The sequence below is a fragment of the Collinsella sp. An268 genome (assembly GCF_002159765.1).
Classification (GTDB): Bacteria; Actinomycetota; Coriobacteriia; order Coriobacteriales; family Coriobacteriaceae; genus Coprousia.
Window position 1 is genome coordinate 191,744 of record NZ_NFJH01000003.1, and the last position, 25,851, is coordinate 217,594.

The 25,851-nt window shown below is 65.3% G+C and carries 23 protein-coding genes and 1 tRNA gene; 11 read left to right on the forward strand and 13 right to left on the reverse strand.

Translation table 11 applies throughout. The features are described from left to right. From B5F70_RS03865 to B5F70_RS03875, 3 genes are read right to left on the reverse strand one after another with little or no spacing between them, the layout of a single operon-like run. Positions 1–1,218, reverse strand: coding sequence for a restriction endonuclease subunit S (locus B5F70_RS03865; protein WP_087204240.1), 1,218 nt, complete (start codon positions 1,216–1,218; stop codon positions 1–3). Continuing rightward, a complete protein-coding gene (locus B5F70_RS03870) occupies positions 1,215–3,068 on the reverse strand; it encodes a class I SAM-dependent DNA methyltransferase (RefSeq protein WP_087204241.1) in 1,854 nt (617 codons plus the stop codon). The genes B5F70_RS03865 and B5F70_RS03870 overlap by 4 nt, the downstream gene beginning before the upstream one ends. A 1-nt stretch (position 3,069) precedes the next feature. Further along, on the reverse strand, positions 3,070–3,276 hold the full coding sequence (locus B5F70_RS03875) for a hypothetical protein (protein ID WP_087204242.1): 207 nt from the start codon (positions 3,274–3,276) through the stop codon (positions 3,070–3,072). Between the two features lie 301 nt (positions 3,277–3,577). Between B5F70_RS03875 and B5F70_RS03880 the strand changes: the two genes are divergently transcribed. Then, positions 3,578–3,859: an AbrB/MazE/SpoVT family DNA-binding domain-containing protein gene (locus B5F70_RS03880; RefSeq protein WP_087204243.1), complete on the forward strand. Its 282-nt coding sequence runs from the start codon at positions 3,578–3,580 to the stop codon at positions 3,857–3,859. Beyond that, positions 3,852–4,169, forward strand: coding sequence for a type II toxin-antitoxin system RelE/ParE family toxin (locus B5F70_RS03885; protein ID WP_087204244.1), 318 nt, complete (start codon positions 3,852–3,854; stop codon positions 4,167–4,169). The genes B5F70_RS03880 and B5F70_RS03885 overlap by 8 nt, the downstream gene beginning before the upstream one ends. Before the next feature lie 92 nt (positions 4,170–4,261). Here B5F70_RS03885 and B5F70_RS03890 read toward each other — a convergent pair. The 7 genes from B5F70_RS03890 to B5F70_RS03920 form a co-directional block, all read right to left on the reverse strand. Beyond that, a tRNA-Met gene (locus tag B5F70_RS03890) sits at positions 4,262–4,338 on the reverse strand. Between the two features lie 121 nt (positions 4,339–4,459). After that, a complete protein-coding gene (locus B5F70_RS03895) occupies positions 4,460–4,654 on the reverse strand; it encodes a CcmD family protein (protein WP_087204245.1) in 195 nt (64 codons plus the stop codon). 3 nt (positions 4,655–4,657) lie between these two features. Further along, positions 4,658–5,629, reverse strand: a complete 972-nt coding sequence (ccsA, locus tag B5F70_RS03900; RefSeq protein ID WP_087204246.1) for a cytochrome c biogenesis protein CcsA — start codon at positions 5,627–5,629, stop codon at positions 4,658–4,660. 125 nt (positions 5,630–5,754) lie between these two features. After that, on the reverse strand, positions 5,755–6,486 hold the full coding sequence (locus B5F70_RS03905; RefSeq protein WP_087204247.1) for a heme exporter protein CcmB: 732 nt from the start codon (positions 6,484–6,486) through the stop codon (positions 5,755–5,757). 1 nt (position 6,487) lies between these two features. Further along, on the reverse strand, positions 6,488–7,282 hold the full coding sequence (locus B5F70_RS03910) for an ABC transporter ATP-binding protein (protein ID WP_087204248.1): 795 nt from the start codon (positions 7,280–7,282) through the stop codon (positions 6,488–6,490). Continuing rightward, positions 7,269–9,419: a cytochrome c biogenesis protein CcsA gene (gene ccsA / locus B5F70_RS03915; protein ID WP_087204249.1), complete on the reverse strand. Its 2,151-nt coding sequence runs from the start codon at positions 9,417–9,419 to the stop codon at positions 7,269–7,271. The genes B5F70_RS03910 and ccsA (B5F70_RS03915) overlap by 14 nt, the downstream gene beginning before the upstream one ends. 76 nt (positions 9,420–9,495) lie before the next feature. Then, positions 9,496–10,179, reverse strand: a complete 684-nt coding sequence (locus B5F70_RS03920) for a cytochrome c maturation protein CcmE (RefSeq protein ID WP_087204250.1) — start codon at positions 10,177–10,179, stop codon at positions 9,496–9,498. 112 nt (positions 10,180–10,291) lie between these two features. Here B5F70_RS03920 and B5F70_RS03925 point away from each other — a divergent pair, with 112 nt between their 5' ends. After that, positions 10,292–11,056, forward strand: a complete 765-nt coding sequence (locus tag B5F70_RS03925; RefSeq protein ID WP_087204251.1) for a type III pantothenate kinase — start codon at positions 10,292–10,294, stop codon at positions 11,054–11,056. A gap of 466 nt (positions 11,057–11,522) precedes the next feature. Here the strand turns inward: B5F70_RS03925 and B5F70_RS03930 are convergent, their stop codons facing one another. After that, positions 11,523–12,446 (reverse strand): biotin--[acetyl-CoA-carboxylase] ligase, encoded by a 924-nt coding sequence (locus tag B5F70_RS03930; protein ID WP_087204252.1) that lies wholly within the window; start codon positions 12,444–12,446, stop codon positions 11,523–11,525. Positions 12,447–12,689: 243 nt separating this feature from the next. After that, positions 12,690–14,501, reverse strand: coding sequence for a dihydropteroate synthase (gene folP / locus B5F70_RS03935; protein ID WP_087204253.1), 1,812 nt, complete (start codon positions 14,499–14,501; stop codon positions 12,690–12,692). Between the two features lie 184 nt (positions 14,502–14,685). On the opposite strand from folP, the gene B5F70_RS03940 reads away from it, so the two are divergent. Together B5F70_RS03940 and B5F70_RS10740 are read left to right on the forward strand one after the other, a co-directional pair. After that, a complete protein-coding gene (locus B5F70_RS03940) occupies positions 14,686–15,558 on the forward strand; it encodes an energy-coupling factor transporter transmembrane component T (RefSeq protein WP_087204254.1) in 873 nt (290 codons plus the stop codon). Further along, on the forward strand, positions 15,546–17,963 hold the full coding sequence (locus B5F70_RS10740) for an ATP-binding cassette domain-containing protein (protein ID WP_206383492.1): 2,418 nt from the start codon (positions 15,546–15,548) through the stop codon (positions 17,961–17,963). The genes B5F70_RS03940 and B5F70_RS10740 overlap by 13 nt, the downstream gene beginning before the upstream one ends. A 39-nt stretch (positions 17,964–18,002) precedes the next feature. On the opposite strand, the gene B5F70_RS03955 is transcribed toward B5F70_RS10740, so the two are convergent. Continuing rightward, entirely contained in the window at positions 18,003–18,755 is a 753-nt protein-coding gene (locus tag B5F70_RS03955) for an NAD-dependent protein deacylase (protein ID WP_087204255.1), read from the reverse strand. 84 nt (positions 18,756–18,839) lie between these two features. Here B5F70_RS03955 and B5F70_RS03960 point away from each other — a divergent pair, with 84 nt between their 5' ends. From B5F70_RS03960 to gltA, 6 genes are all read left to right on the forward strand, one after another. Next, positions 18,840–19,694, forward strand: coding sequence for an exodeoxyribonuclease III (locus B5F70_RS03960; protein WP_087204256.1), 855 nt, complete (start codon positions 18,840–18,842; stop codon positions 19,692–19,694). 171 nt (positions 19,695–19,865) lie between these two features. Next, positions 19,866–21,245 (forward strand): bifunctional UDP-N-acetylglucosamine diphosphorylase/glucosamine-1-phosphate N-acetyltransferase GlmU, encoded by a 1,380-nt coding sequence (gene glmU, locus B5F70_RS03965; protein WP_087204257.1) that lies wholly within the window; start codon positions 19,866–19,868, stop codon positions 21,243–21,245. 64 nt (positions 21,246–21,309) lie between these two features. Continuing rightward, positions 21,310–22,293 carry a ribose-phosphate pyrophosphokinase gene (locus B5F70_RS03970; protein WP_087204258.1) on the forward strand — a complete coding sequence of 328 codons (984 nt, stop codon included), beginning with the start codon at positions 21,310–21,312 and terminating at the stop codon, positions 22,291–22,293. Between the two features lie 323 nt (positions 22,294–22,616). After that, positions 22,617–23,246, forward strand: coding sequence for an aminoacyl-tRNA hydrolase (pth, locus tag B5F70_RS03975; RefSeq protein ID WP_206383493.1), 630 nt, complete (start codon positions 22,617–22,619; stop codon positions 23,244–23,246). 143 nt (positions 23,247–23,389) lie between these two features. Continuing rightward, the gene (locus B5F70_RS03980; protein WP_087204259.1) at positions 23,390–24,226 is read left to right on the forward strand and encodes a sulfide/dihydroorotate dehydrogenase-like FAD/NAD-binding protein; all 837 of its coding nucleotides are present in this window, start codon (positions 23,390–23,392) and stop codon (positions 24,224–24,226) included. Further along, positions 24,214–25,647, forward strand: a complete 1,434-nt coding sequence (gltA, locus tag B5F70_RS03985; RefSeq protein WP_087204260.1) for an NADPH-dependent glutamate synthase — start codon at positions 24,214–24,216, stop codon at positions 25,645–25,647. Before B5F70_RS03980 ends, gltA begins: the two co-directional genes overlap by 13 nt. The last annotated feature ends 204 nt before the right edge of the window (positions 25,648–25,851 follow it).

Here is a 25,851-nt window from a genome sequence, read left to right on the forward strand (position 1 = left end):
CTACACCTCGATTTCCCCAGACATGAGCTTGGGCAGCAGACGATTACGCGCTTCGCGAGCGGCGGAGATTTGGCGCTCGGCAACTTCAATAGCGTCAAACATTGCTTGGACGTTGCTCCCATATGCAAGCTGAATCCTCCGGCTTGGAACGAGCAATTCTGCGCGGATTAAAGACTCGGGTTTCAGATGGATGATGTTTGTTCCATTAGCAAGCATTGCGATCATTTCCGCTATGCCACTGAAGCGAAGGTATGCGTACAGATAGTTCGGCTCCACAGCTTGAGGCACTATTTTGATGAGATCCATGGAAATAATGTTGCCGGCAGCATCCTTTGGAACACGAGCGACATGGCCAACCAGACGACGTTCTTTGGTCATATCCGTTACCGCCATGATGATGTCGCCGCCAGCAACTACTTGTTCCCGCCTGTACGTCCCAGAATATGGTTTCTCGGCGCCAGCGTTCCATCCACCGAAAGCTGCGACGTTGTTCAGATTAATCAGCTTAGACTCACCGGCTTTTTTAAGATCGTCGGTGCCATAGGAACGTCCTCGAACATTATTCACCCATGAAAGCAACGAGCCTTTTCTCCATCCCTTGGGGAGACCATTGACGATGGACGTAGCTTCATATCCGGGAAAATGCAGGTCGACAAACCAGTCCTTGTAAAGGCGCCGCGCGGCCTCTTCGAGAAGCTTTATCTGCTTGCGGTTGTTCTCGATGAGCCCGTCGTAAGCCGAAAGCACGCCCGCGATGCGGCGCTGGGTCTCGAGGTCAGGGAGGTTTACTTCTTTGCTGCGAAGCTGCCCAAGAGTCACAGTACGTTGAGCAGAGCCAATGGCCACAGCATCAGCCCAATGGTAGAAACTCGAATCCTTTAGAAGATAGTAGAGGTATGTCGAGTCAAGCTTTTCGCTTGGCCTCAAAATGGCGATGTGCCTTTGGAAGACAAATCTCTTATCGTCCTTCAGCAACGATGGAATGCCGAAGCTACCCACAACAGAGTACAGCACATCACCACGCTTTGGCTTACGCTCGCCTTTGAGAGATTTGTAGTATTCCTCAGGGACAAACGCTGTGTCTGAGAAATCGATAAACCCATCGTTTGCGTCTATATTTGAAATTGTAATGAAAGGAATGCCAGATCCCGACTTAGGGGGAGCATTGTGGTCGCCGTCGTATATCGAGGCACACACATCTCCAAGCTTCGTCCTCATAGCCCCAGCTCCCAGAAGTTACGGGTGATGGTTGCCATGAGGTCATTGCTTTCCGCTTGCAGCCGGGCGAGCTCCTGCTGAATCTCTCCCATACGCTCGTGGAAGTCCACGCCGTCGTCCTCCACGGGCGGCACTCCCACGTAGGCGCCGGGCGTGAGGCTCCAAGAGCTCTTGTCAGCGGGTTGCTCGCCCTGAATATCCTTTTTGCTGGCAACCTTGCATAGGCCCGGCACGTCGGCATACTCGCCCTCACCGAACTTCTCGGTAAGCCACACGGCTTCGCCAACCTCGGTGGCGGCGGCTTCAAGCTCGGCGGTCTTCGCGGCAAGCTCCTCGCGGCGCTTCTTCTGCTGGCGTTTCGGCAGAGCCTCCACCTCGGTCTTTGCAGCAGCCTTCTGCTCCTCGATGGCAGCGAGCATCGCCTGGTGCGTAGGTGCGAAATCATCCGCTGTGGCAACGCTCATCAGCAGCTCGGCTGCCTCGCCGCTGAACAGCCCCGAAAGCTCGCCGCATCTTGCGCGATACGCGCTCATAAGCTCCCGGTACTTCTGCGTCTCACCGCGGTAGAGCCACACGATAGCAGAGAGGTTCTTGAGCTGCCAGGGCGTCCACTCGTTCAGGGTGGTGGAAACAGCGGTGTGGTAGCGCTGCGCATCTATGAATAGCACCTTGTCGCGGATGGCCTGCGGCTTGTCCTTGTCCAGGAACCACAGTGTACAGGGCAGGCTCTTGGTGTAGAAGAAGTTGTTGCCTACGTAGAGCATCACGTCGACCGCACCCGCCTTGACCAGCGCCCGACGCTGTGCGCGCTCGGCATTGGAGTCGGTGGCGGAGGATGCCATGACGAAACCCGCGCGGCCATGATCGTTCAGGTACGAATAGAAGTAGTTGATCCACAGATAATTGGCACCGCTCGTGGACACCTCGTGCTTCTTGTTCTCTTTCGGCACTCCCAGGGGCAGACGCCCGGCGTCCACAGCAGCCGCCCATTTGACCTTGTCCACATTGAAAGGCGGGTTGGCGGCAACGTAGTCACATTTGCCTTCGAGGGCATGCGCGTCGTGGTAGAAGGTGTTTGCCTCATCACCGCTCTTGATGGCGCCTTGCATGCCGTGCACCGCCATGTTCATCAGACACAGCTTGGCATTGTAGTCAACCTTCTCCTGCCCATAGAACATCATGGACTGCGCGGGATGGCCGCCGTGTTCGCGCACGTAATCGCTGGCAGACACGAACATGCCGCCCGAGCCGCACGCAGGGTCCAGCATGATGCCGCGCTCGGGCTCGATCACGTTCGTAATCATGCGCACGAGCGATTTCGGGGTGAAGAACACGCCGTCATCACTTGCCACGGCGGGTGCGAACTTCCCCAGGAAGTACTCGTAGATGCGCCCGATGATGTCATCGCCTTCCTCATCGAGGGCAGGGTTGTTAAAGATGCGGATGACGCTCACCAATAAATCGTTGCCCAGTTCGGTGTAGGTATTAGGCAATACGCCGACAAGACTGGGGTTGAGCTTGGCGATGGCGTCCATGGCTGCGTTGACGGCCCGTCCCGTATCCGCTTGCGCGGGCAAATTGAGCAGGTAGTCGTAGCGAGCCTCCTCGGGAATGAACATGGCACCCTTAGCCGTGTAGTCTTGCGGCGCCTTGGGCGGCTTCCGGCCTTCGATACGGGCGCGCTCTTCGTCTATCTGCGCATCGGCGCGCCTGAAGCGACCCCACGCGTAGCGCAGGAATATGAGCCCCAGTACCGGCATGCAGTATTGCTGGCTGGTGAGTTTTGAATTGGCACGAAGCTCGTCCGCCGCCTCCCACAGCTCATCTTCAATCTTCCTTATGTCGGCCATGCTATTTATCCCTTTCTGCAAGGTGCTCGATGAGGCTCAGCTTGACCAGCGAGGTAAAGCTCATCCCCGAAAGTTCGGCGGCCTGCTTGGCCATATCACGCATGTTCTTGGGTATGCGAATCGTCACAGCAATGTTTTCGCCCTCGACCAGATGGGCTTTGAGCTCGCTTTTTGTGACGTTGCCGTCGATGAGGTCTGCATAGTCCACGGCGTCTCCCAGCTTGCATATTGCAATACATTCTGGATTTCATTTTATCAGATGGGATAACTGCCAAAATCATGCTGCTTTCCCCAAGTTCCGAGTCTGCGAAGTCCATTGGGCAATACCTCCGTAGGACCCTCCGCAACTCCTCCCGTCTCCGAAGATAACTCCCCCCGCTCTCGCTGGTGGAAAATGTATACATGTTTTTCATCGCTTTGGTCGGGCAGCCAATCTCGCGCCCCGCGTCTTAACTGAGTTGTGTATTAAAATCATTGATAATAATGAAATCAATGATTCGGAGGCGTTCATGGTAACTATGATGAGCACCAAGCTCACAAAGGGCGGACAAACTACCGTGCCCAAAGAGGTGAGGACCGCGCTCGGTATCGCAGACGGCGCTCGGGTGTACTGGTCGTTCGACGGACGACGCGCCTGGGTGTCCGCTGCGCCTGCCAACCCGCTCGAGATAACGAGTGAGGAGGACTTCCACGCCCGGCTCGCCGAGGCAGAGGCCGATGTCGCCGCAAGCCGTGTGAGGAACGCCGGAGCAGTGTCTGCCGAGCTGAGAGCGAGGTACGGCATTGCCTAGATTCACCGTCGAGACGTCAAGGTCGTTCGATGACGACCTCGACGCCGCCGTCTCATGGAGGCTCACCAACGTGGGATCGTCAAGCGCTGCGCGGCTACTCGATGCCTACGACGCGTTCGTTGCCGCCGTCGGTGAGTTTCCGCTGATGGCTGGAAGCGTGGAGGGCACATCCTACCGATGGAGGGCGCTAGAGGGCTACATCGCCGTTTACGCCGTCGAAGAGACGGCACGCGCCGTCACCCTTATGCGTCTCTTCCATATGTCGGCCAACTGGCGTGCACGCCTGCTCGCCAGTAATGTCGATGAGTAACGTTGCCTCAAAACCAGGAGCGCCCGTACAACACCTATCAAGCACCCAAACAAAAAACCCGGAGGCTGTTAGACCTCCGAGCTGCAAGTTCTTGGTCGCGGGGGCAGGATTTGAACCTACGACCTCCGGGTTATGAGCCCGGCGAGCTACCAGACTGCTCCACCCCGCAATGTCTGGTTGCGCCTTAGCGCAAGAGAGTATATTACGCGCATGGACTGCATAATGCAACCGATGCATCTCCGAATATGGAGCTTCCTCCATATTCGCATCAAACCTGCGCCCAAAACACGTTAGCGCTCGAGCTTCTCCTCGCGGTCGGCGAGCGCCTGCTTGAGGGCGTCGAGGTCGCGCGCGGTCTGCTTTGACCGCCGCGAGAGCATAAGCGTGTACACGGCGAGCACAATCCAAATACCCACGTAGGCGCCGATAACATACGGAGCGGCGGGCAAGACGGTCGAATAGACCTCGGCAAGAATGGCATCCATGGGTTAGGCCTCCTTAGAGGACGAGGTAGAGGGGTCGGCGGCATCACGGGACGAGGACGTGCCCGCGGGATTTGAACCTACGACCTCCGGGGTATGTGTCGCATCGGGGGCGGTCGCATCAGCGGGACCCGGGCCGCTGAGCTTGGCACCGGCAGCCCTCAGGCGCTCGAGCGCCTCATCGGCCGCGGCGCGCTCGCGCCACGCATCCTGCTCCTCGAGCCGCTCTTTCAGCTCCTCCACCTCGGCGGCGTCGGTATTGACGCGCAGGGCGATGCGCGTAAGGGCAAACGCGACGAGCAGCATGCCAAAGAGCCCCAGCAGAAACGGGATGAGCATCATCGGCGGCAGGCCGCTATCGGTACGGAACACCACCGGGTGCACGGAGCTCGGCACCAAGCGCGTGATCATGAACGAGATGGGCGCATCTACAAAGGCCACGATGCCAAACACGGCGGCAAAGCGCGCACGGCGCTCGGGGTCCTCCATCGCGTTACGCAGGATGAAGTAGCCGATGACGAGCAGCATAAGAATGAAATAGGTGGTGAGGCGCGGCTCCCACGTCCACCAGACACCCCACTCGAAACGCGTCCACAAGTCGCCCGAAATCATGGTTGCGACCACAAAGACGAGCGTGACCTCCATGGCGGTCTTGGACTTGATGTCGTAGCGGCGCTCCCCCGTCATCAAAAAGCGCACGGCCCAAAACGCGGCGAACGCCATGACGGCGAACGAGGCGACGGCGACGGGCACGTGCAGATAGAAGATCTTTTGGCTGAGGAGCAGCTTGGTGGTGATCTGCTGACCCGCAATGACCACCGGCTCGGAGAGCGTCGCGCCCTGCGCGAACGGCGCGAGGGTAAACGTCCAGACCACACCGGCGATAACGAGCAGCGTGCCCGCCACCAGCGCAAACGGGACGCAGCGGTCCCAAAGCGCCGGGCGCGCGGCGGCGCGGGTCGAATCGTTTCTATCCAACGGATCCCCTTTCCCTAAAGTTATCCGTGCTCAACACATCCCCCTATAGTAGCGGAATCTGCCGCCGAGGGCGCCGGACGGCCCGACTTGCGCGCGACCTTCTGCATCCCGCCCGTGCGCTTGCGTCAGCCCTCGACCGCAAAGGCGTACAGGCCCCACGCGGCCGCGATCATCACCACGTCGTAGGCAACCGCCATGGCGAGCGAGGTCCAAAACGTACCGAGGGTGCCCGCGACTCCCATAAAGGCGACCGAGGTGGCCGAGACGCATGCGTACAGCAACGGGAAGATCACCGGAATGAGGAGGATGGCCAGCAGCACGTCGCGGCCGCGCGTGTCGATGGTCATCGTTGCGAGCAGCGTGCCGACGCCGGCGACGCCGACGGTCCCCACCACCAGCGGCAAGACGATAAGCGGCGTGGTGGCGGCCAGCTCGGCGCCGGATAGGAAGAACAGGAAGAACAGCGGCACGGTGATGCACTCGACCACGGCAAGAAATATCAGGTTGGCTGTCGCCTTGGCGAGAAAGATCACCGCACGGTCGACGGGTGCGAGCAGGATGCCCTCGAGGCAACCCGACTCCGTCTCGTGCGCAAAGCTGCGATTGAGCCCCAACAGGCTGGTAAACACAATTAGGGCCCAGAGAAGGCCGCCCGCAAAGGCGACGACCTCTATTGCGTCGCCCACCTGCGCGAGCGCGGCGCCGTAGACCGTGAGCACCAGCAGCGCGTACACGACCATCGAGGTGAGCATCTCGCGGGTACGGATCTCTTGGCGCAGGTCTTTGGCTAGAAGCGCACGGTACTGCGCGAAGGCGCTCGGGCGCGCCGGCGCGGCGCGGTGCGGTTGCGATGCCATCTTATGCCACCCCCATGCCAACGGTCGCCAAGTAGAGCTCGCGAAACGCATCGCGATCGAGACCCTCTTTCTCCGCCATCAGGATGACCTGGCCGCGCGCGAGGATAAGGACGTGGCTGCAGAGCGCAAAGCCCTTGTCGAGATCGTGACTCACCATGATAAAGGTGCGGTGGGCCCGCTCGGCGCGGGCGCGGGCGATGAGGTCGTCGAACAGCTCCGCCGCATGCGGGTCGAGACCGGAATAGGGCTCGTCGAGAAGCACGAGGTCGGGGTCGTTCACCAAGGCGCGCGCGATGGAGAGGCGCTGCTGCATGCCGCGCGAGTACGTGCGCACCGGGTCATGGCGGCGATGGTCGAGCTCCACCAAGCGCAGGAGCTCGTCGATGCGGGCGCGATCGGGCGCACCACGGTAGAGGGAGGAGAAGAAGACGAGGTTCTCCTCGGCGGAGAGGTCGCCGTACAGCATCGAACGGTGGCTGATGAGGCCTATACGCGGGCGCAGGGCGTCGGGCTCCTCGAGCGCGTCGATGCCGAGTATGGCGAGCGTGCCCGCCGTCGGCCGGGCGAGAAGCGCGAGCTGACGCAGGAGCGTTGTCTTACCGGCGCCGTTGGGGCCAAAGATGGAGACGAAGGCCCCCGCGGGAACGGCGAGGTCGACGCCGTCGAGCGCGCGTCGCTCACCAAAGCGCTTGGTGAGGCCGTGTGCGCTTACGGCCAGAGGTGCGGAGGGGTCCGGCGCGACGGGCGCCGCGCCGGCGGAAGGGTCTTGCCCCCGGATTGCGCTAGCCACGCTCATCAGCCGCCAGAAGCGGCGTGGCGCGGCGCGGCACCACGGCGAGCACGATGCCCGCGATGCAGAGGACGCCACCGATCCAGTTGCAGAGGATAAGCGGGTTCACCTTGACGGACAGCGAAAGCGAGCCGTCGGCATTGAGGCCCTGGAACGCCACAAAGAGGTCCTCCGTGGGGAACGTGAGCACGCTCGCGTGGAGCGTCTGCTGCTGCGTTGCCGCCGAGACCTCGATGGCGGGGCTGAGCGTGCCGATGGTGCCCGCCGCCTCGTCCGGCTCTCCGTCAGCCGCCGCACGGCCAACCGCGAGCTCGACCGTCATCACGCGGTCGTCCTCGGCGTCAAACGTGTCCTCGATACCCGTGACCGTAAGGGCGTAGCCGGCCACGGTTGCATGGGCGCCTTCCTCCGCCGCGAGGTTGACCGTCTGCTCCTGCACGAACATGCCCGAACCCACGAGGCCCACGAGCGCGATGGCGCACCCGAGGTGGGCGAGGTAGCCGCCCGCCTGCGCCGGCGAATGACGGAAGAGGTTGACGACGGCTTGGGCCGGATTCTCTCCGCGGGATGCGCGGGCGCGCACGCCGCGGCCGAGCAGGTAGGCAGACGACGCGAACAGGAGTGCCGCCGCCACGAGGGAGACCTCGGCAACGGCGAGGTAGTAGAGACGCGGCCCCTGCTCGGCAAGGGTTGCCGCGGTGTCGCCCCCCGCCGCCACGGTGGCGTCGTAGGCGGGCACGAGGTCGGCGAAGAAGAACACCTCGAGCGCCACGAACACCACAGCGCCCACGATGAGCGGCACACGGAAGTTCCGCCAGAAGGCCGCGCCGTCGGTCTTGCGCCAGCCAAGCAGCGGGCACATAGCCATAAGCAGGCCGAAAAGCGCCGTCGCGGGGCGGGCGACCGCATTGTAGACGCCCGCCGAGACCACCTGTCCGCCAAGCGGCAGCCAGCTCGGCAGCGCGCTCGACACGGTGAGGTACGCCACGAGGCAGGCGCCCACGATGCACACGAGGTTTGTGAGGTAGTACGAGCCGTTTTTAGAGGCGAGCGACTCGATCTCGTCCTCCTCGGTGAGCGCCGCCGAGCGGTAGAGCATAAGCAGCAGAAACGCGAGGCCCGCCGAGATCATGATGCCGAGGAAGAAGTATGTTGAGACGGGATCCTCGGCAAACGCATGCACGGACTGCACGAGGCCGGAGCGGGTGATGAACGTGCCGAGCACCACAAAGATGAAGGTGATGGTCGCCGCAAAGAGGCTCCAGCGACGAAAGACGCCGCGTCGTCGGTAGAGGGTGAAGCTGTGGATCATGGCGATGGCGGTGAGCCAGCTCATGAAGCTCGCGTTCTCCACCGCGTCCCACGCCCAGAAGCCGCCCCAGCCGAGCACCACGTACGCCCAGACCGCGCCGAGCACCATGCCGATGGTGAGGAAGATGAAGCTGAAGACCGCCACGCGGTCGGCGTGCTCGACCCAGCGCGCGGAAAGGTCGCCCGTGATGAGCGCGGCGATGGCGTAGGCGAAGGGGACGGTGCAGCCGGCGTAGCCGATGAAGGTCGCCGGCGGATGCAGGACCATCGCCCAGTGGAGCAGAAGCGGATTCATGCCCGTAGAGGCGCCCGCCACCAGCGTGCCGTCTGCATTGAGGTACTGCGCCGGGGTGGCGATGAAGGCGTTGTTGGCATCGGAAAGCACCATCGCGCAGGCAAACAGCATGATGACGAGCTCGGTCACGGCAAGGGCGGCGCACGTGAGGGCGTCGGTCTGGCGCATGCGGCGCCAAGCGGTCGCCGCAGCGAAGAGCGAGATGAGCCACGTCCAGAAGAGAAGCGAGCCCTGGCGGCCCGCCCACACGCCCGCCACCTGATAGAGCGGCTTGAGCGCGCTATCGGTCTCGGGGAAGTTCATGGCGACGTACGAGAGCGTCATGTTTTCGGTCAGGAAGCACACGAGAATGATGCCGACGCAGAGCGTGAGCAGCAGCGTGTTGGCAAATACCAGCAGAAAGCCCACGTTGGCGAGCGTGCTTGCCTGCTGCGCGCGCCCGCGGCGGGAGACGGCGACGCTCGCCATCAAGGTGACCATCGCCGGAATGGTGGCGATAAGCGCCAGAATCTGTAAGATCGTGCCCAAAGAACTCATCTAGTGGAATCTCCTCATCATGCCCTCGGCAACACAAAGGGCTGGAGGCGTCACACCCCCAGCCCGCATGGCTCGTCTACTCGGTTACCGCCTCGTCGATGGCGGGCTGCTCGGACGCCGTAAACGTACCGTCGGCGTTGAGCGTTCCCGAGACCACGAGTGCCACTCCGTCGGTCACCGCCTCGTCAAGACCGCCATCCCACAGCACGTTGACAGTCGCGCCTTGGCTCTCGAGCGTGAAGCGGTAGCCCTCGGCCGCGTTGACGGCAAGCACGTCGCCGCGCACGTAGCCGCACACCTTGGTGGCCTCGCCCGTAAGCGAGTCCGCTTGGTCGAGCAGGCCCTTGACGGTCAGCGACCCCTCGGCGCTCTCATATTTTGAGGGGCACTTGGTGACGAGCTCGGTTGCGCTCAGCACCCCATCCTCCACGGTGCCCGTGCAGATGGCCACAACGCCGGTGCCGAACGTCGCGGGAAGCGCGCCGTCATACGAGACGGTCAGCGGAGTGGACGCCGCATCGGTGGAGCCCTCCTCGGGCTGGATCTCAAACGTGGCGCGCGAGCCCTCGCTTGTGAGCGAGTCCGCGACGACCGAGCCCGAAACCTGAACCTTTTGGCCCTCGTACTCACCCGAGAGGACGTCGGCGATGGTGAGCGACGACGCCGCGCCGCCCGCGCCCGCAATAGCCACGATCACGAGCATCGCGATAACGATGATGCCGCCCGCAACAACAAGGCGGCGCTTGGCTTTTTTGTTCATGCGCACTCCATGCATACCGTCCGGTTTTTCAGGTGTTAAGTATACAATGGGCGCGGAAGACCGCCACGTAATCGCACGTTTGGCAAAAATGAACCTGAAACGCGGAGGGGCAATGCTACTCGCCATCGATATGGGCAACACGCAGACGGCGCTCGGACTCTTTGACGGAGAGGAGCTCGTCCACGCTTGGCGCATGCCCACCGACCGCTCTTTTACCGTCGATGAGCTGCATGTTCGCCTGCACGGCTACTTCCGTATGTACGACATGACGCTCGACGCGGTCGACGCCGTGGCGTTTGCGGGCGTGGTGCCCGAGCTCAACCGCGCCTGGCGGCGCGTGGCAGAGCGCCTGAGCGCGCGGGCCGTGGTGGTGGGCCCCGACACCGCCGCTGTCACGCGCGTGCGCGCAAAGAACCCCGCCGAGGTGGGTGCCGACCGCATCGCCAACGCAACCGCCGCCGTCAAATACTACGGCGCGCCGGCGATCGTGGTCGACTTTGGCACGGCCACCAACATCGACGTCGTAGACGACGAGGGCTACTACATTGGCGGCGCCATTGCCCCGGGGCTGCGCATCTCGATGGATGCGCTGGTCAGCCGCGCGGCGCGCCTCTCGAGCGTGCCTCTTGAGGCGCCCGCCCACGCGATTGGCGCCAACACCGTCGAAGCCGTGCAATCGGGTGCCGTGCTGGGCACCGCCGCCATGGCCGAGGGGCTCGTCGCGCGCATCAAGCGCGAACTGGGCGCCGCAGACGCGACGGTTATCGCGACCGGCGGGCTCGCTCCCGTTATCGCCGGGTCGACCGATGTGTTTGACGCGGTGGACAGCCAGCTCACCCTGCGCGGCATCTGCGAGATCTACCGGCGCGTGCACTGAGGGCGCGCGTTCCGCAGACGCGGGCGAGACAGGACGGGCCGCGCGGCTTGGGACGCAGGAGATAAGGCGCCGGTGGCGCACGGGTCCCCGGGGAGAGAAGCAGCAGATTGTATGCCCGGGTCCCGGGGGAGAGAAGCGGCAGATTGTATAGGCAGATTGTATGTCGTGGTTATGGGATGGCAAAATCCCAGCTCAGCGGCGTGCAAAGAACGGCCGGATTGTATAGAAAGATACAATCCGGCCGTTCTATCCCCTGAAATCAATACAATCCGGCGCTTTTCTCCCCTTGTCTCACCAACATACAATCCGGCCGTTTTGTCCCGCTTCGCGTTGGATGCCCGAGCGCCTCGCGTAGGACGGAACGCGCTACGAGAGATTCTTTCCACAAGAAACTCGCGCTTAGGCCCCCTGCGAGGACGAAAGGGGGGGCTAAACGCGAGTTCCTGTGAAGGGGTGGGGCGGGGCGCTACACCTCGCGCAGGCTCACGACCTCGGCCGAGAACGTCTTGGTCTCACCCGTACCGAGCTTCACCTCGGCGCGGCCCCATGCGTCGATGCCGGTGAAATACCCGACTGCCAGCGTGTTGCCGTTTTGCGCGACCACGTTAACCGGCTTGCCCAGCATGGGCAGATTCTCTACGTACGAGGAGAGCACGGGTGCCAGCGGGCCCGCCGTACCCAGGCCGGCGCTGATGGCGCGCTGCCAGCGCTCCACGCGCGCGAGCACGGCGTCGCGCACCGCGCGGGCGAGGGCCTCGCGCTCGGGAAGCGGCGTGCCCTCGGGGAGCACCTCGGCAAGCGATATGGGCTCGAGACCCGGCACGTTGACGGCGCCCGTCGCCTCCGCCTGCTGGCGGCGTACCGACGCGACCGCGTCTATAGCCGCCTGCACCTCGGGCGATGCCGGCGGCGCGTCAACCGGCGAGATGATGTTGATGCCAATGCCCGCGACGGCAAACGCGCCCTGCTCAGACGAGCGCGCCTCGACGAGAATGCCCACGAGCTTGCGGTTGAACTGCGAGCTGTGTGGGGTCTTGATCTCGCGCGGGACCGAGACGATGTCGTTGGGCCACTTGACGCCCACGCGCCCCGAAAGCCCGATGCTCTCGAGCGCGTCGAGTACGCCCAGGCTCGTCACTGCGGGAAGGCCCATGAGCATCTGCATGGGAACCTTGGGGCGCAGGACCATCGACAGGTAGAGGCTGCCGGCGGGCGACGTCCACGAGTGCCCACGGCGACCGCGGCCGGCGGTTTGAACCGTGGCGCGCACCGCCCATCCGTGCGCGGCGCCGGCGCGGCCGGCATCGACGGCGATGTCGTTGGTGGAGGGCACGGTATCGAGCGTAATCAGGGCTGTTCCAGAAAGATCGGTGGTGGCAACGTCGAACATGAGGCACCTCGCAATAACCCAAGCCGCGCCGACAGCCTCCACGGGCGCCGGGCGGCAAACGGAACGCGCCCGGATACCCGGGCGCGACAGCACGCATAAACCTATGAAACGCCGACGCCCCCATGTTGGGGGCGTCGTATCGGCAAACGGCCGCGATGCGTCGGCATGCGAGCGGCGCGGGCGGGGGCGGAAACCATCCGCCTCAACGAGGCGCTCTTCATCGCGAAGCGCGGGGGCAGTGCCCTACAGCTGGCCGAGCTCGCGCACCACGTGGCCCACACGCTCCTCCGGCTCGAGCACCTGCACGCCCTCGTAGCGGAAGAAGCGCGCCGGGTCGTGCACCAGGTCCTCCAGGGGCACGAGCACAAAATCGCGCTCGCCGAGGCGCGGGTGCGGCAGGCACAGCTTGTCGCCGCCGTGGCTCTCCCCCTCGACCCACAAGAGGTCGCAGTCGATCACGCGCGGGCCGTTTGCGCGGGCGCTCGGCGTGCGGTTGCGACCCAACCGGTTCTCGATCGCCATGAGCTCGTCGAGCAGAACGAGCGGCGAGAGCTCCGTGCGAATCTCCACCACCGCGTTGGCGAAGGGGTCCTGCCTCTTGACGTAGGCCGGTTCGCTCTCGTAGATGCGTGAGCAGCTGAACACACAGGTGAGCGGGATCTCGGCAATGAGGTCGCGCGCGGCGCGGATGTTGTCGAGGCGGCGACCCATATTGGAGCCGAGCGCCACAAACGCGCGGCGCGGCTGCGGGTGGGCAACCGCCCAGTAGCCGCTGAGGAACTGCGCGAAGCCCGCCACGTCGTGCACGCGCACCACGTTGGCCCCATGCTCGATGGCGCCCAGGCACATGCCGTACGTCGCGGCATCGCGCGCGGACGCCTCGCTGACGCCCGAGACGGCGCCGACGACGCGCTTGCGCGAGACCGCGCACATGAGGGGGTACCCCAGCGAAACCATCTTGGCGGTCTCGCGCTGGATGACGATGTCCTCGTTGGCTGATTTGCCAAAACCCGCGCCGGGATCGATGCAGATGCGGTCGCGCGCGACGCCCGCCTGCACGAGCGAGCGCGCCTGATCGGACAGAAAGCCCATGACCCGCCGCATGATGGGGGCGGAGTCGGGCAGGGTGAAGCGGCTCTGGCGCACCCGATCGGCAGCCGTCGCGCCCCGGCGCTCGGCGGCGCGGCGCATGATTGCGGCGAGTTCGTCGTTGGAGGGCACGGCGTCGCCGGTTGAGGCGCGAGAGGGTGCCTCCTCCGCCCCGGGCACCGCCTCGGTAGAGACGGCGGCAGCGGTTGAGGTCGCCGCCGCCATCACCTCGTCGGCGGATGCGGCCTCGCCTGCCGGGTGCGCGCCGGCAGCCTCGGCATCCGCCTCGCCCGCGGCCGAGCCGTTGGGAATGTCGCCAAACGGCAGGCGCTGCTGGATGGCGCCGCCCTTGAGGCGCGGCTCGCCGAGCACCTTGCCGCCGCGCGGCCGGCCCAGACGGCCCGTGGGAACGGGGCGTCCCTCCGCCTCGGCGCGCTGCCGCTCGGCCTCGCGCTCGGCCATATACGCCGCCGCAGAGGTGTCGAGCGTCACCGCGGTGTGCGGCGCACGCTCGGGCTCGGCGAGCTCGCCGGCGTGCATAACCACCACGCCGCAGGTGTTGTTGGCCACAAACTCGACCATCTTGGGGTCGGTAAAGCCGGTGACGTCATTCACGATGGCGGCGCCCATGCGCACGGCGGCCTTGGCGACCTCCACATGGCGCGTGTCGATGGAGACGATGGCGCCCTTGGCCACGAGCGCGCGCACCACGGGCAGCACACGCCGGGCCTCCTCATCGGCAGAGACCGGCGTGAAGCCGGGACGCGTGGACTCACCGCCCACATCGATGATGTCAGCCCCCTCGTCGAGCATCGCGATGCCGCGGGCGATGGCGGCGTCTTGATCGAAGTTCTCGCCCCCGTCGCTAAACGAGTCGGGAGTCACGTTCAAAATGCCCATGATGCGCGGACGGTCAAACGTCAGCGTATGCTTACCGCAGCGCCAGGTCTTGCTTTCACGAGCCATGTACATCCTATCTCTCGCCGAATGCGATGTTCCTATTGTATCCGCCCCGACCGGGACCTGAGGCGCGCGTGCTACAATCGGCCCTGCTTCTATATAAGGCCAGATGAGAGGCGCGCGGCGCCGGGGATTTGGGGTGTACCATGGTTGATACGCACGCGCAGGCCGCCGCAGGCGGGCGCCTATCGTGAGGGGTAGCGGACACAACCCCTTTGCCCCGCTGCATCCGGCCGTAGCGTTCATCTATCTTGTTGTTGGCGCGGGCTTTGCCATGGCGGCGGCCCACCCCGTCTACGCCGTGCTCGCGCTCGCCGGTGCCACGGCATGCTCGTGCTGCACGCGCGGCTCGCGCGCCACCGCACGTCAGCTCCCGTGGCTTCTGGGTGCCATCGCGGTCGTCACCGCCGCCAACCTGCTGTTTGTGCACGAGGGAGAAAGCGTCCTTGTGCGCGTGGGCGGCATGCCGCTCACCTGCGAGGCCCTCGCCTACGGGCTCTCGTCGGGCGCTATGCTCGCTGCGGTGCTGCTCTGGTTTCAAAGCTACGCCGCCTGCATCGACAGCGCCGCCGCCATGGAGCTCATAGGGCGCTTCGCCCCCGCCTGCTCGCTTGCCATCTCGCAGGTCATGCGGCTTGTCCCGCAATTTGCGGGCCGCGGGCGCACCGTGCTGCAGACGGCAGCCGCCACGAGCGTCGCCGCGCCCCGGACGCGCCGCGAGCGCACGCGCGACCGGCTGCGCACCGTCTCCGTCCTCATGGGATGGGGTTTGGAGGACAGCATCGTCCGCGCCGACGCCATGCGGGCGCGCGGCTACGCCTCCGGCGTACGCCGCACGGTCTACCGGCGGCAGCGCCTCACCCGCACCGACATCGCCCTCATCGCGCTCATCGTCCTGCTCGCCGGCGTCAACGCGCCCCTTATGGGCATCGCGTGCGCGCAGTTCTCGTTCTATCCCACCATGCCCGCGCTCATCGTTTGGTGGGGTTACCTCCCCTACCTTGCGCTTCTGGCCGTCGCGCCCGCACTCTATGTAAGGGAGTGGCTGCTATGGCGACGCTGACCCCTGTTGGCGCGGCCGTCCGCGTCGAGCGCTTTGGCTTTGCGTACCCAGACGGCACCGCCGTGCTCGCCGGGGTCGACCTCGTCGTCCCCACCGGTGCGTTCTGCGTGGTCGTCGGCCCCACCGGATGCGGTAAGACGACCTTGCTGCGCAGCCTCAAACCCGAGCTCGCACCGGCGGGCACAGCCGAGGGCACGGTCGAGGTGCTCGGCCGCACCCTCATCGGCACCGCCGCCCCAGCGGACCGCGAGACGCACGGGGCCGCACATCCCGCCGAGGGCGCGACCGCGATGAGCGCCGTGGCGTCTGCAACGGAGATCGGCTTCGTCATGCAGGACCCGGCCGCGCAGATCGTGTGCGACACCGTGTGGCACGAGCTCGCCTTTGGACTCGAGGGCATCGGCACTCCCCAAGACGAGATGCGCCGCCGCATTGCCGAGGTCGCGCACTTTCTGGGGCTCGAGCCCCTCATGCACGCCTCGTGCGAGGCGCTCTCGGGCGGGCAGCAGCAGCTCGTCAATCTTGCCGCGACGCTCGCGCTGCGCCCGCGCCTCATGGTGCTGGACGAGCCCTGCGCCCAGCTCGACCCCGAGGCGCAGCATCAGTTCCTCTATCTGCTTGCCCGCATCAACCGCGAGCTCAACGTGACCGTGGTGCTCTCCACGCACACTCCCGAGCTCACGGCGCCGTGGGCGACCATGACCTACGAGATGGGCTCGCCCGCACCCGTCGGCACCCGCGCCGACGTCCGGCGCTGGCGAGATTCCCTCCCCCATCCCGGCCCCTCCGCCGAGGCCGCCCTTACCGTGCGCGGGCTCCACGTGCGCTACGACCGCGACGCCCCCTGGGTGCTCCGCAACGTGGACCTCACCATCCCCCGCGGGACCGTGCACGTGGTGGTGGGCGGCAACGGGTGCGGCAAGTCCACCTTGCTGCGCGCGCTCGCGGGCATCCTCAAGCCGCAGCGCGGCCGCGTGGGGAGCCCATGGGCGGGCGCGCAGGCGCTCCTCCCCCAGGACCCCAAAGCCCTGTTTGTCTGCGACACCGTCGCCGACGAGCTGGCCGAATGGCGCGAGCGCGCAGGTTACACCGCGGCCGATGAGCAGGCGGTTGCCGTGCGCTTCGGTCTCGCCGAGCTCGCCTGTCGCCACCCCTTCGACCTCTCCGGCGGCCAGCAGCAAAAGCTCGCGCTCGCCAAGGTGCTCCTTACCGACCCGCATCTGCTGCTGCTCGACGAGCCCACCAAGGGCCTCGACCCCGCAAGCGCTGCCGAGGTCGTGGGCATCGTGCGCGCTCTTGCCGCCGAGGGGCGCGCCGTGGTGATGGTGACGCACGATCTCGACGTTGCCTTTGCCGCCGCGGATAACGTGACCATGCTGTTTGACGGCGAAGTCGCCGCCACGGAGCCCGTCGAGGCGTTTTTTGCCCACAACCTCGTGTACCGCCCCCATGAGGAGTCGCGCCTCTTCGGCGCGCTTGGCGCGGGGGCGGGCGCGGGGCCTGCCGACGGGCGCCCGGCAAGCGGCCGGGAGCCGTCGCGGCGCACTGCCGGAAAGACCGAGGGGTCGGAACCCGCAGCCGCAACCCAAACCGTGCGGGGCAGTGCGGCGCCCGAGGGCGCCCCCGCGGTAAAGACCGTCGGCGCCGCAGCACGCCCGCGCCGGCGCGGCGGGATCGTGTCCGAGGCCGTCGCGCTCATCTCCGTCCCCACGGTCCTCATCGTCGCCACGCTCGCCGGCGTCACGCAGACGGCCCTGCTCTCGTTTGCCGTCGTCGTGGCGGCACTCGTCGTCTTCTTCGCCTCGTTTGAGGCGGGCTCGCCGCGCTTGCGCGAGCTCATGCCCACCGTCGTGCTCGCCGCGCTCGCTGCGGCGGGACGCATGGTGTTTGCAGCGGTCCCCAGCTTCAAGCCGGTGAGCGCCATCGCCATCATCGCGGGGGTGGCCCTCGGCCGCCGCAGCGGCTTTATGACCGGCGCCCTGGCGGCGCTTGCCTCCAATTTCTTCTTTGGGCAGGGGCCGTGGACCCCTTGGCAGATGTACGCATGGGGGCTCGTGGGCTGGGGCGCGGGCGCTCTTTCATCATGCGGCCTTCTGGGCTGCCGGCGCGAGGCGCCCGCCCGAGACGGGGCGGGGCGGGGCGCCGTGGAAACGCGGGGCGGCACCGGCGGCATCCTCGTCTACGGCTTCATCTCGTCGGTCGCCTTCGGCTGGATCCTCAACGCCTGGACGATCCTCGGCTTCATGCACGCGCACACCCCGTTTCAGGTGCTCGCCGTGTACGCGGCGGCCCTGCCGTTCGACCTCACCCACGGCGTTGCAACCGTCGTCTTTCTGCTCGCCCTCTACGCGCCCTGGCGGCGCAAGCTCGACCGCATCCTCACGAAATATCAGCTGGGCGGTTAAGGCGCTTCGCTGCTCTGGACGCCAGGGAGACCGGGGTGCCTAGAACGCAAAGGCCTCGTCTATATCGCAGGTAACGAGCACGTCTGCCGCCGCGTCCTGCGGCGTAGCGTCGCGATTGACCATCACGAGGGTGTCGCCGGCAAAGTACTGCGTGAGGCCCGCCGCGGGGTACACCACCAGCGACGTGCCGCCTATCACCAGAAGGTCGGCAGAGGAGATGGCGGCGATGGCACCGGCAAGCACACGCTCCGAGAGCGGCTCGCCGTAGAGCACCACGTCCGGCTTGATGGCACCGCCGCAGGCGGGGCACACCGGCACATGGCGCACGTCGGCCGCGCCGTCTGCCAGCACCCACGCCGCGTCATAGACCGCCCCGCAGCGCTGGCAGATGTTGCGATGCACCGACCCGTGGAGCTCCCACACGCACGTGCTGCCCGCGGCCTGATGGAGCCCGTCGATATTCTGCGTCACCACCGCGGAGAGCGAGCCCGCCGCCTCAAGCGATGCGAGCTTGCGGTGGCAGCGGTTGGGCCGAGCATCGAGCGCGATCATCTTCTGACGATAGAACGCGAAGAAGTCCTCCGAGTGCGTCTCGTAAAACTCATGGCTGAGCATCACCTCGGGCGGATAGGCAAACGTTTGGTGATACAGCCCGTCCACGCTCCTAAAGTCTGGGATACCGCTTGCCGTCGAGACGCCCGCGCCACCAAAGAACACCGCGCGCCGGTGCCCGGCAAACAGACGAGAGAGCACCTCGCACGCCTCGGCCGCATCCGTGATGTTCTGCCCCATATCGCATCCCCTCCGCTTTTTGGTACGCGTTATCGGATACGATAGCGCACGACAACGCCCGCCCACACGAAACCGGAGCATCAGATGAGCAAGACCTACCGCCTCGCCTCGTGGAACGTCAACGGCCTGCGCGCCGTCCTTAAAAAAGAACCCAGCTTTACCGATATCGCGCGCGAACTCGACGCCGACGTGCTCGCCCTGCAGGAGACCAAGCTGCAGGAGGGCCAGGTCGCGCTGGAGCTCGCCGGCTACACCCAGACGTGGAGCTACGCCGCGCGCAAGGGATACTCCGGAACGGCCGTCTTTACCCGCGATGCCGCACTCGGCGCCCCGCGCGACGTGCGCCGTGCCGACGAGCTCCTCCGCCCCGCCGTGCTCGACGCCGCCGGCATCGACCCGCAAGGCGATGCGGCGGCGCTGCTCGCCGAGGCCGTGGACGAGGGGCGCGTCTGCGCGCTCGAGTTCGAGCCCTTCTGGTTTGTCGACGTCTACACTCCCAACGCAAAAGACGGCCTCGCGCGCATCGACGGGCGCATGGTGTGGGATGACGCCTACCGCGCCTTTTTGCGCGCACTCGAGCAGGAGAGCGGCAAGCCCGTCATCACCTGCGGCGACTTTAACGTGGCGCACGAGGAGATCGACCTCAAGAACCCCAAGTCCAACCGCGGCAACGCCGGCTTCTCCGACGAGGAGCGCGGTAAGTTTACCGAGCTTCTCGACGCCGGGTTTACCGACACCTTCCGCTACCTCCACCCCGATGAGGTGGGCGCGTACAGCTGGTGGAGCTATCGCTTCAACGCTCGCAAGAACAACGCGGGCTGGCGCATCGACTACTTCCTGGTGAGCGACAGCGTGCGCGAGCGGGTGCGCGCGGCGGGCATCCGCAACGACATCTTTGGTTCGGACCACTGCCCGGTTACGCTGGAGATCGAGCTATAGGAGCGCGCCGGCGCACCGGTCGCACCCAAAGGCGCGCCTCGCAGCCCGTCTCATGGCCCGTTCGTGGACAACCTGCGCCGCTTCCGGCAGGACGGCCGCGTCTGCGGTATCATCAGATGCGGCCCGCCTCTGGCCGGCCTATCTGCACGCGCAGTCCTCCGGGGAGCTTACATGAACGCAACGGTCATCATCCTCGCCGCCGGCGAGGGTACCCGTATGAAGTCTAACCACGCGAAGGTCTCGCACCGCATCCTCGCCAAACCAATGATCCGCTGGGTTGTCGACGCCGCGCTCGCCGCGGGCGCCGGACGCGTCATCACCGTCGTGGGCAGCCACGGCGACGAGGTGCGCGCGCTGCTCTCGGGGGTCGAGGGCGTGGAGTGCGTCGAGCAGGCCGAGCGCCTGGGCACCGGTCACGCCGTCAAGGTCGCGCTCGAGGCCACTGGTGTCAACGCCGGCCCGGTCATCGTGCTCAACGGCGACCTGCCGCTTATCGAGCCCAAGACCATCCGCAAGTTTGCCGATACGGTCGCCGACGGCACCGCCGCGGCGGCCGTTCTTACCATGACGCCGCCCGACCCCTTTGGCTACGGCCGCATCGAGCTCTCCGAGGAGGGCCAGGTGCTCCGCATCATCGAGCAGAAGGATTGCACCGACGAGCAGGCCAAGACACTTCTTGAGTGCAACGCCGGCTGCTACGCCTTCGACGGCGCGGCGCTCGCCGCGCACATCGGCGAGGTTGGCTGCGACAACGCCCAGGGCGAGTACTACCTGCCCGACATGCTCGAGATTCTCCGCAACGCGGGCCTCGGCGTGACGTACTTCCACTGCAACGACTTCCGCGAGGGCCTCGGTGTCAATAGCCGCGCCCAGCTTGCCGAGCTCACCGCCATCGCTCGCGACCGCATCAACGCGCGCCTCATGGCCGAGGGCGTCACCATGATCGACCCCGCGAGCACGTGGGTCGGGCCGGACGCAACCGTCGGCCGCGACACCGTCATCTACCCCGCAACCATGATCATGGGGGCGACCGAGATCGGCGAGGAGTGCACCGTCGGCCCCAACACGCGCCTCATGAACGCGCGCGTGGGCAACTTCTCCGTCATCGACGAGACGGTTGCCGAGGACGTGCAGATCGACGACTACGTGAACTGCGGCCCGCGCGCCTACCTGCGGCCCGGCACGCACCTGTGCGACCACAGCAAGGCCGGCACGCACGTCGAGATCAAGAAGTCGACCATCGGGGTGGGCTCCAAGGTGCCGCACCTCTCCTACATCGGCGATACCACCATGGGCGCGAACGTCAACATCGGCGCCGGGTCCATCACCTGCAACTACGACGGCGTCCACAAGAGTCCCACCACCATCGGCGACAACACGTTCATCGGGTCCGACACCATGATGGTGGCACCGGTCAACATCGGCGCCGACGCGGTGACGGGCGCTTCGAGCTGCATCACCCACGACGTGCCGGATGGAGCGCTCGCCCTCGAGCGTTCGGACCAGCGCATCATCGAAGGCTATACCGCGCGCAAGCGAGCGCGCCAGTAAGCACCCACAGGTCAGGGCAATCGAGCGCAAACGGGAGCGCGCTCAACCAAACGAAGGGGAGAACATGCCGACCACAGATTTCAGTAAGTCGATGCCGATGTACAAAACGATGCGCGTCTACTCGGGCACGGCCAACCGCCCGCTCGCCGAGAAGATCGCCAACATTCTCGGCGTCGAGCTTTCGGGTCTCGCGCTCGAGAAGTTCGCCAACGGCGAGATCTACGCGCGCTTTGACGAGACCGTCCGCGGCGCCGACGTGTTCTTCATCCAGTCCATCTGCGGCGACGTAAACGACGCCCTCATGGAGCTCCTCATTGCAACCGACGCCGCCAAGCGCGCCTCGGCCCGTACCATCACCGCCTGCATCACGCACTACGGCTACGCCCGCCAGGACCGCAAGGCCGCCCCGCGCGAGCCCATCACCGCCCGCCTCGTGGCGAACCTCCTCGAGCGTGCCGGCGTCGACCGCGTCATCACGCTCGACCTGCACCAGGGTCAGATCCAGGGCTTCTTCGACATCCCGGTCAACCACCTCTCTGCCCTCCCCCTCTTTGGCGAGTATTACAACGCCAAGAACTTCGACACCGACAACCTCGTGGTGGTCTCGCCCGACGTGGGTCGCGCCAAGGCCGCCAAGAAGCTCTCCGATATGCTCGGCTGCTCGCTCGCCATCGCCCACAAGGGTCGCCCGCGCCACAACGCCGCCGAGGTCATGGGCATCATCGGCGACATCGAGGGCAAGACCTGCGTCATCAACGACGACATGATCGACACCGCCGGCACCCTCTGCGCAAGCGTGCGCGAGCTCAAGAAGATGGGCGCGGGCGACATCTACGTGTGCGCCACGCACGGCATCTTCTCGGGCCCCGCTGTCGAGCGCCTGAACGACGCTCCGATTGTCGAGTGCGTGGTCACCGACTCCATCCCCGTTGAGGTCGGCGGCAAGATCAAGACGATTTCGGTTGCCGAGGAGTTTGCCAACGCCATCGCCGCCGTCTACGGCGAGGAGAGCGTGTCCGTCCTCGTGGGCGGCGACTTCGCCCTGTAGGACTCGCTTATTCCAACCTCGTTCGAGGGAGGCCAGGCTCCACGTGGTGCCCGGCCTCCTTTTTATATGAACCGCATACCCTCCAAAGCAAGACCAGCGCTTCGCGTTTATGATGTCTGAACATGATGCAGGGTTCCAGCCGCCCTTGTACCGTAATCCCGCATTCTCATGCGGGGCATTTAGGACATTCGGCGGACATGTCCTAAATCACGTCCAAAAATGTCCGTTTGAAGGTAAAAATGTCCTAAATCGTGGACGATAGAGCGCTCACACCACGCGCCTACGTCTCACTGAAAGAGTTGATATACGAGGGAAGGAACCTCATGGCAGCAGCGCAGCCGGGAAAGATACGCATGGTCGCCGGACTCGGCAACCCGGGAGAAGAATATGCGGAGACGCGGCACAATGCGGGCTTCCGCGCCATCGACGAGCTCGCGCGCCAGGCAGGCGTCTCGTACTGGAAAAACCAGCTTGGCGCCGAGGTGGCCGTCATCAAGGTTAACGACCCCGACGAGGAGGGCGGCAAGCGCGAGGTCGTGCTCGCCAAACCCCAGAGCTTTATGAACACGAGCGGGGGTCCCCTCTCCAAGCTCTGCGCCACCTACAAGGTACGTCCCGAGGAGGTGCTCGTCATCCACGACGAACTCGACATCCCCGAGGGCGACGTGCGCGTAAAGGTCGGCGGCGGGCACGCGGGGCACAACGGTCTGCGCTCCATCATCGACAAGCTCGGAAGCCGCGACTTCAGCCGCATCCGCGTGGGAATAGGCAACCCGCCGGGTAGGATGCCCGTGGCGGATTTCGTACTCAAGCAGTTCCGCCCCAAGGAACTCGAGGGGTTCGACGAGACCTGCGCCCGCGCCGCCGACGCCGCGGCGCTCGCACTCGTGCGCGGGGTGGTCTTTGCGCGCGATCACGTGAACGGCGGCGCCGCGCAAAACGGCAAGCACTAACGCAAGGGATACCACCCGACCCCTGCGCCATAACCCAAGCGTTCCCACGTCCATCCGATTCGTTACAACCGCGCATTGGCATATGCGGGGACCGCTGCGGGGTATACACTCGATAATGCATTGCCTGCACAGAGAGGGGCCCTATGTACCAAATCTTGAAGAAGACGCAGTTCTCGGAGAAGGTCTTCGAGTTCCGCGTCGCCGCGCCGCGCATGGCCAAAAAGGCGCATGCCGGCCAATTCCTCATGGTGCGCGCCGACGAAACCGGCGAGCGCGTACCGTTCACATTTGCCAACTGGAACCCCGACGAGGGCTGGATCGAGTTCATCTTTATGGTGGTGGGCAAGACCACCCGCTGCCTATCGCAGATGAACGAAGGCGATTACCTGCGCGACGTTACCGGTCCGCTCGGCTGCCCGACCGAGATTCAGGGCGACCGCGTTACCGTCATCGGCGGCGGTGTGGGCTTGGCCATCGCCTACCCGGTCGCGCGCATGCTCTGCGAGCAGGGCAAGAAGGTCTCGGTCATCATGGGCGCGCGCACCGCCGACCTCCTCATTCTCACCGAGCAGTTCGAGGCGCTGCCGCTTGAGCACCTCTATATCACGACCGACGACGGCACCGCCGGCGAGAAGGGCGTGGTGACCGCGCCGCTCGAGCGCATCTGCGAGGCCGGAGAAGTCGATCAGGTCTTCTGCGTCGGCCCCGTCCCGATGATGAAGTTCTCTGCGCTCACCTGCGAGAAGCACGATGTCCCTGTGGTTGCGAGCCTGAATCCCATCATGGTGGACGGCACGGGCATGTGCGGCTGCTGCCGCGTCGAGGTGGGCGGCAAGACCATGTTCGCCTGCGTCGACGGCCCCGACTTCGACGCCACGCAGGTCGACTGGAACGATCTTGCCGCACGTCAGGCGAGCTACCGAACTGAAGAGGCCGCTTCCATCGCACACCTTGAGGAGGCTTGCGCATGCCACAAGTAACCACTCCCGGCGCTGCCGCCGAGCCCAAGAAGTACCGTCCCAACCTCAAGGCGCCGCGTACGCCGGCCAACGAGGAACCCGCTGCCGAGCGCGCCTGCGATTTCCGTCCGGTCGACACCGGCTACACCAAGGCCGACGCCCTGCTCGAGGCCAACCGCTGCCTCGACTGCAAAAAGCCCCTCTGCATGGAGGGTTGCCCGGTAGGCGTGCACATCCCCGAGTTCATCGCCAAGATTCGCGACGAAAACTGGGCCGGCGCGCTCGACACCATCAAGCGCGACAACCTGCTCCCCTCTGTCTGCGGCCGCGTGTGCCCGCAGGAGAACCAGTGCGAGGGCAAGTGCATCCTCGGCAAGAAGGGCGAGCCCGTCGCCATCGGCCAGCTCGAGCGCATGCTCGGCGATATGGCCGACGAGGTGGGCTCCGCTCCCGTTTGTAAACCCAAGAACGGCCATAAGGTCGCCATCGTGGGCTCCGGCCCCTCCGGCATCGCCTGCGCCGGCGAGCTTGCGCGCGAGGGTTTCGACGTCACCGTGTTCGAGGCCTTCTTCACGGGCGGTGGCGTGCTCACCTACGGCATCCCCGAGTTCCGCCTGCCCAAGGACATCGTCAAGCGCGAGATTGACGGCCTCGAGCAGCTCGGCGTGCACTTTGAGTACAACGCCGTTGCCGGACGTCTCTTTACTGCCGAGGAGCTGTTTGAGGAGGAGGGCTTTGATGCGCTCTACCTCGCCGTGGGCGCCGGTCTGCCGCGCTTCCTCAACGTTCCGGGCGAGAACCTGCCCGGCGTGTACTGCGCCAACGAGTACCTCACGCGCGTGAACCTTATGAAAGCCTACGAGTTCCCCACCTACGACACGCCCATCCGCCACGGCAAGAACGTGGTGGTGTTTGGCGGCGGCAACGTGGCCATGGACGCCGCGCGTACCGCCCTGCGCCTAGGTGCCGAGAAGGTTACGCTCGCCTACCGCCGCACCGAGGCCGAGATGCCCGCGCGCCGCGCCGAAATCCATCACGCCAAGGAGGAAGGCGTCGAGATCCTCGAGCTGGTGAGCCCCATCGAGTTCACGGCGGGTGAGGACGGCTTTGTGAACGCCATCCGCCTGCAGCAGATGGAACTCGGCGAGCCCGATGACTCCGGTCGCCGTCGCCCTGTTCCCGTTGAGGGCGTGACGCACGAGATCCCCTGCGACGTCGCCATCACCGCCATCGGCACCAAGGCGAACCCCTTCGCCTCCCCCGCCTCCGGCGTCGAAGCGAACAAGTGGGGCTACATCGATACCGACGAGGATGGCCGGACGAGCAACCCGCGCGTCTGGGCAGGCGGCGACATCGTCACCGGTGCCGCGACCGTCATTCTCGCCATGGGCGCCGGCAAGACGGCCGCCCACTCGATTGCGAAGACGATCCTGGGAGCGTAAGCGCTAGCAGGCCCCACCGATGGGCCCACGAGACGCATCGCCTGCAAGCAGCTCGGGCGGCGGGAACCATATCGCGGTTCCCGCCGCCCTTTCCGTTCGCCCGCCACCCCTCTTTCTTGCTCCCCTTCGAAAGGAACCCGCGCTTAGGCCCGTATTCTGTCCCTCAAGGGGACCTAAACGCGGGTTCCGAGCAAAAACTCCCGA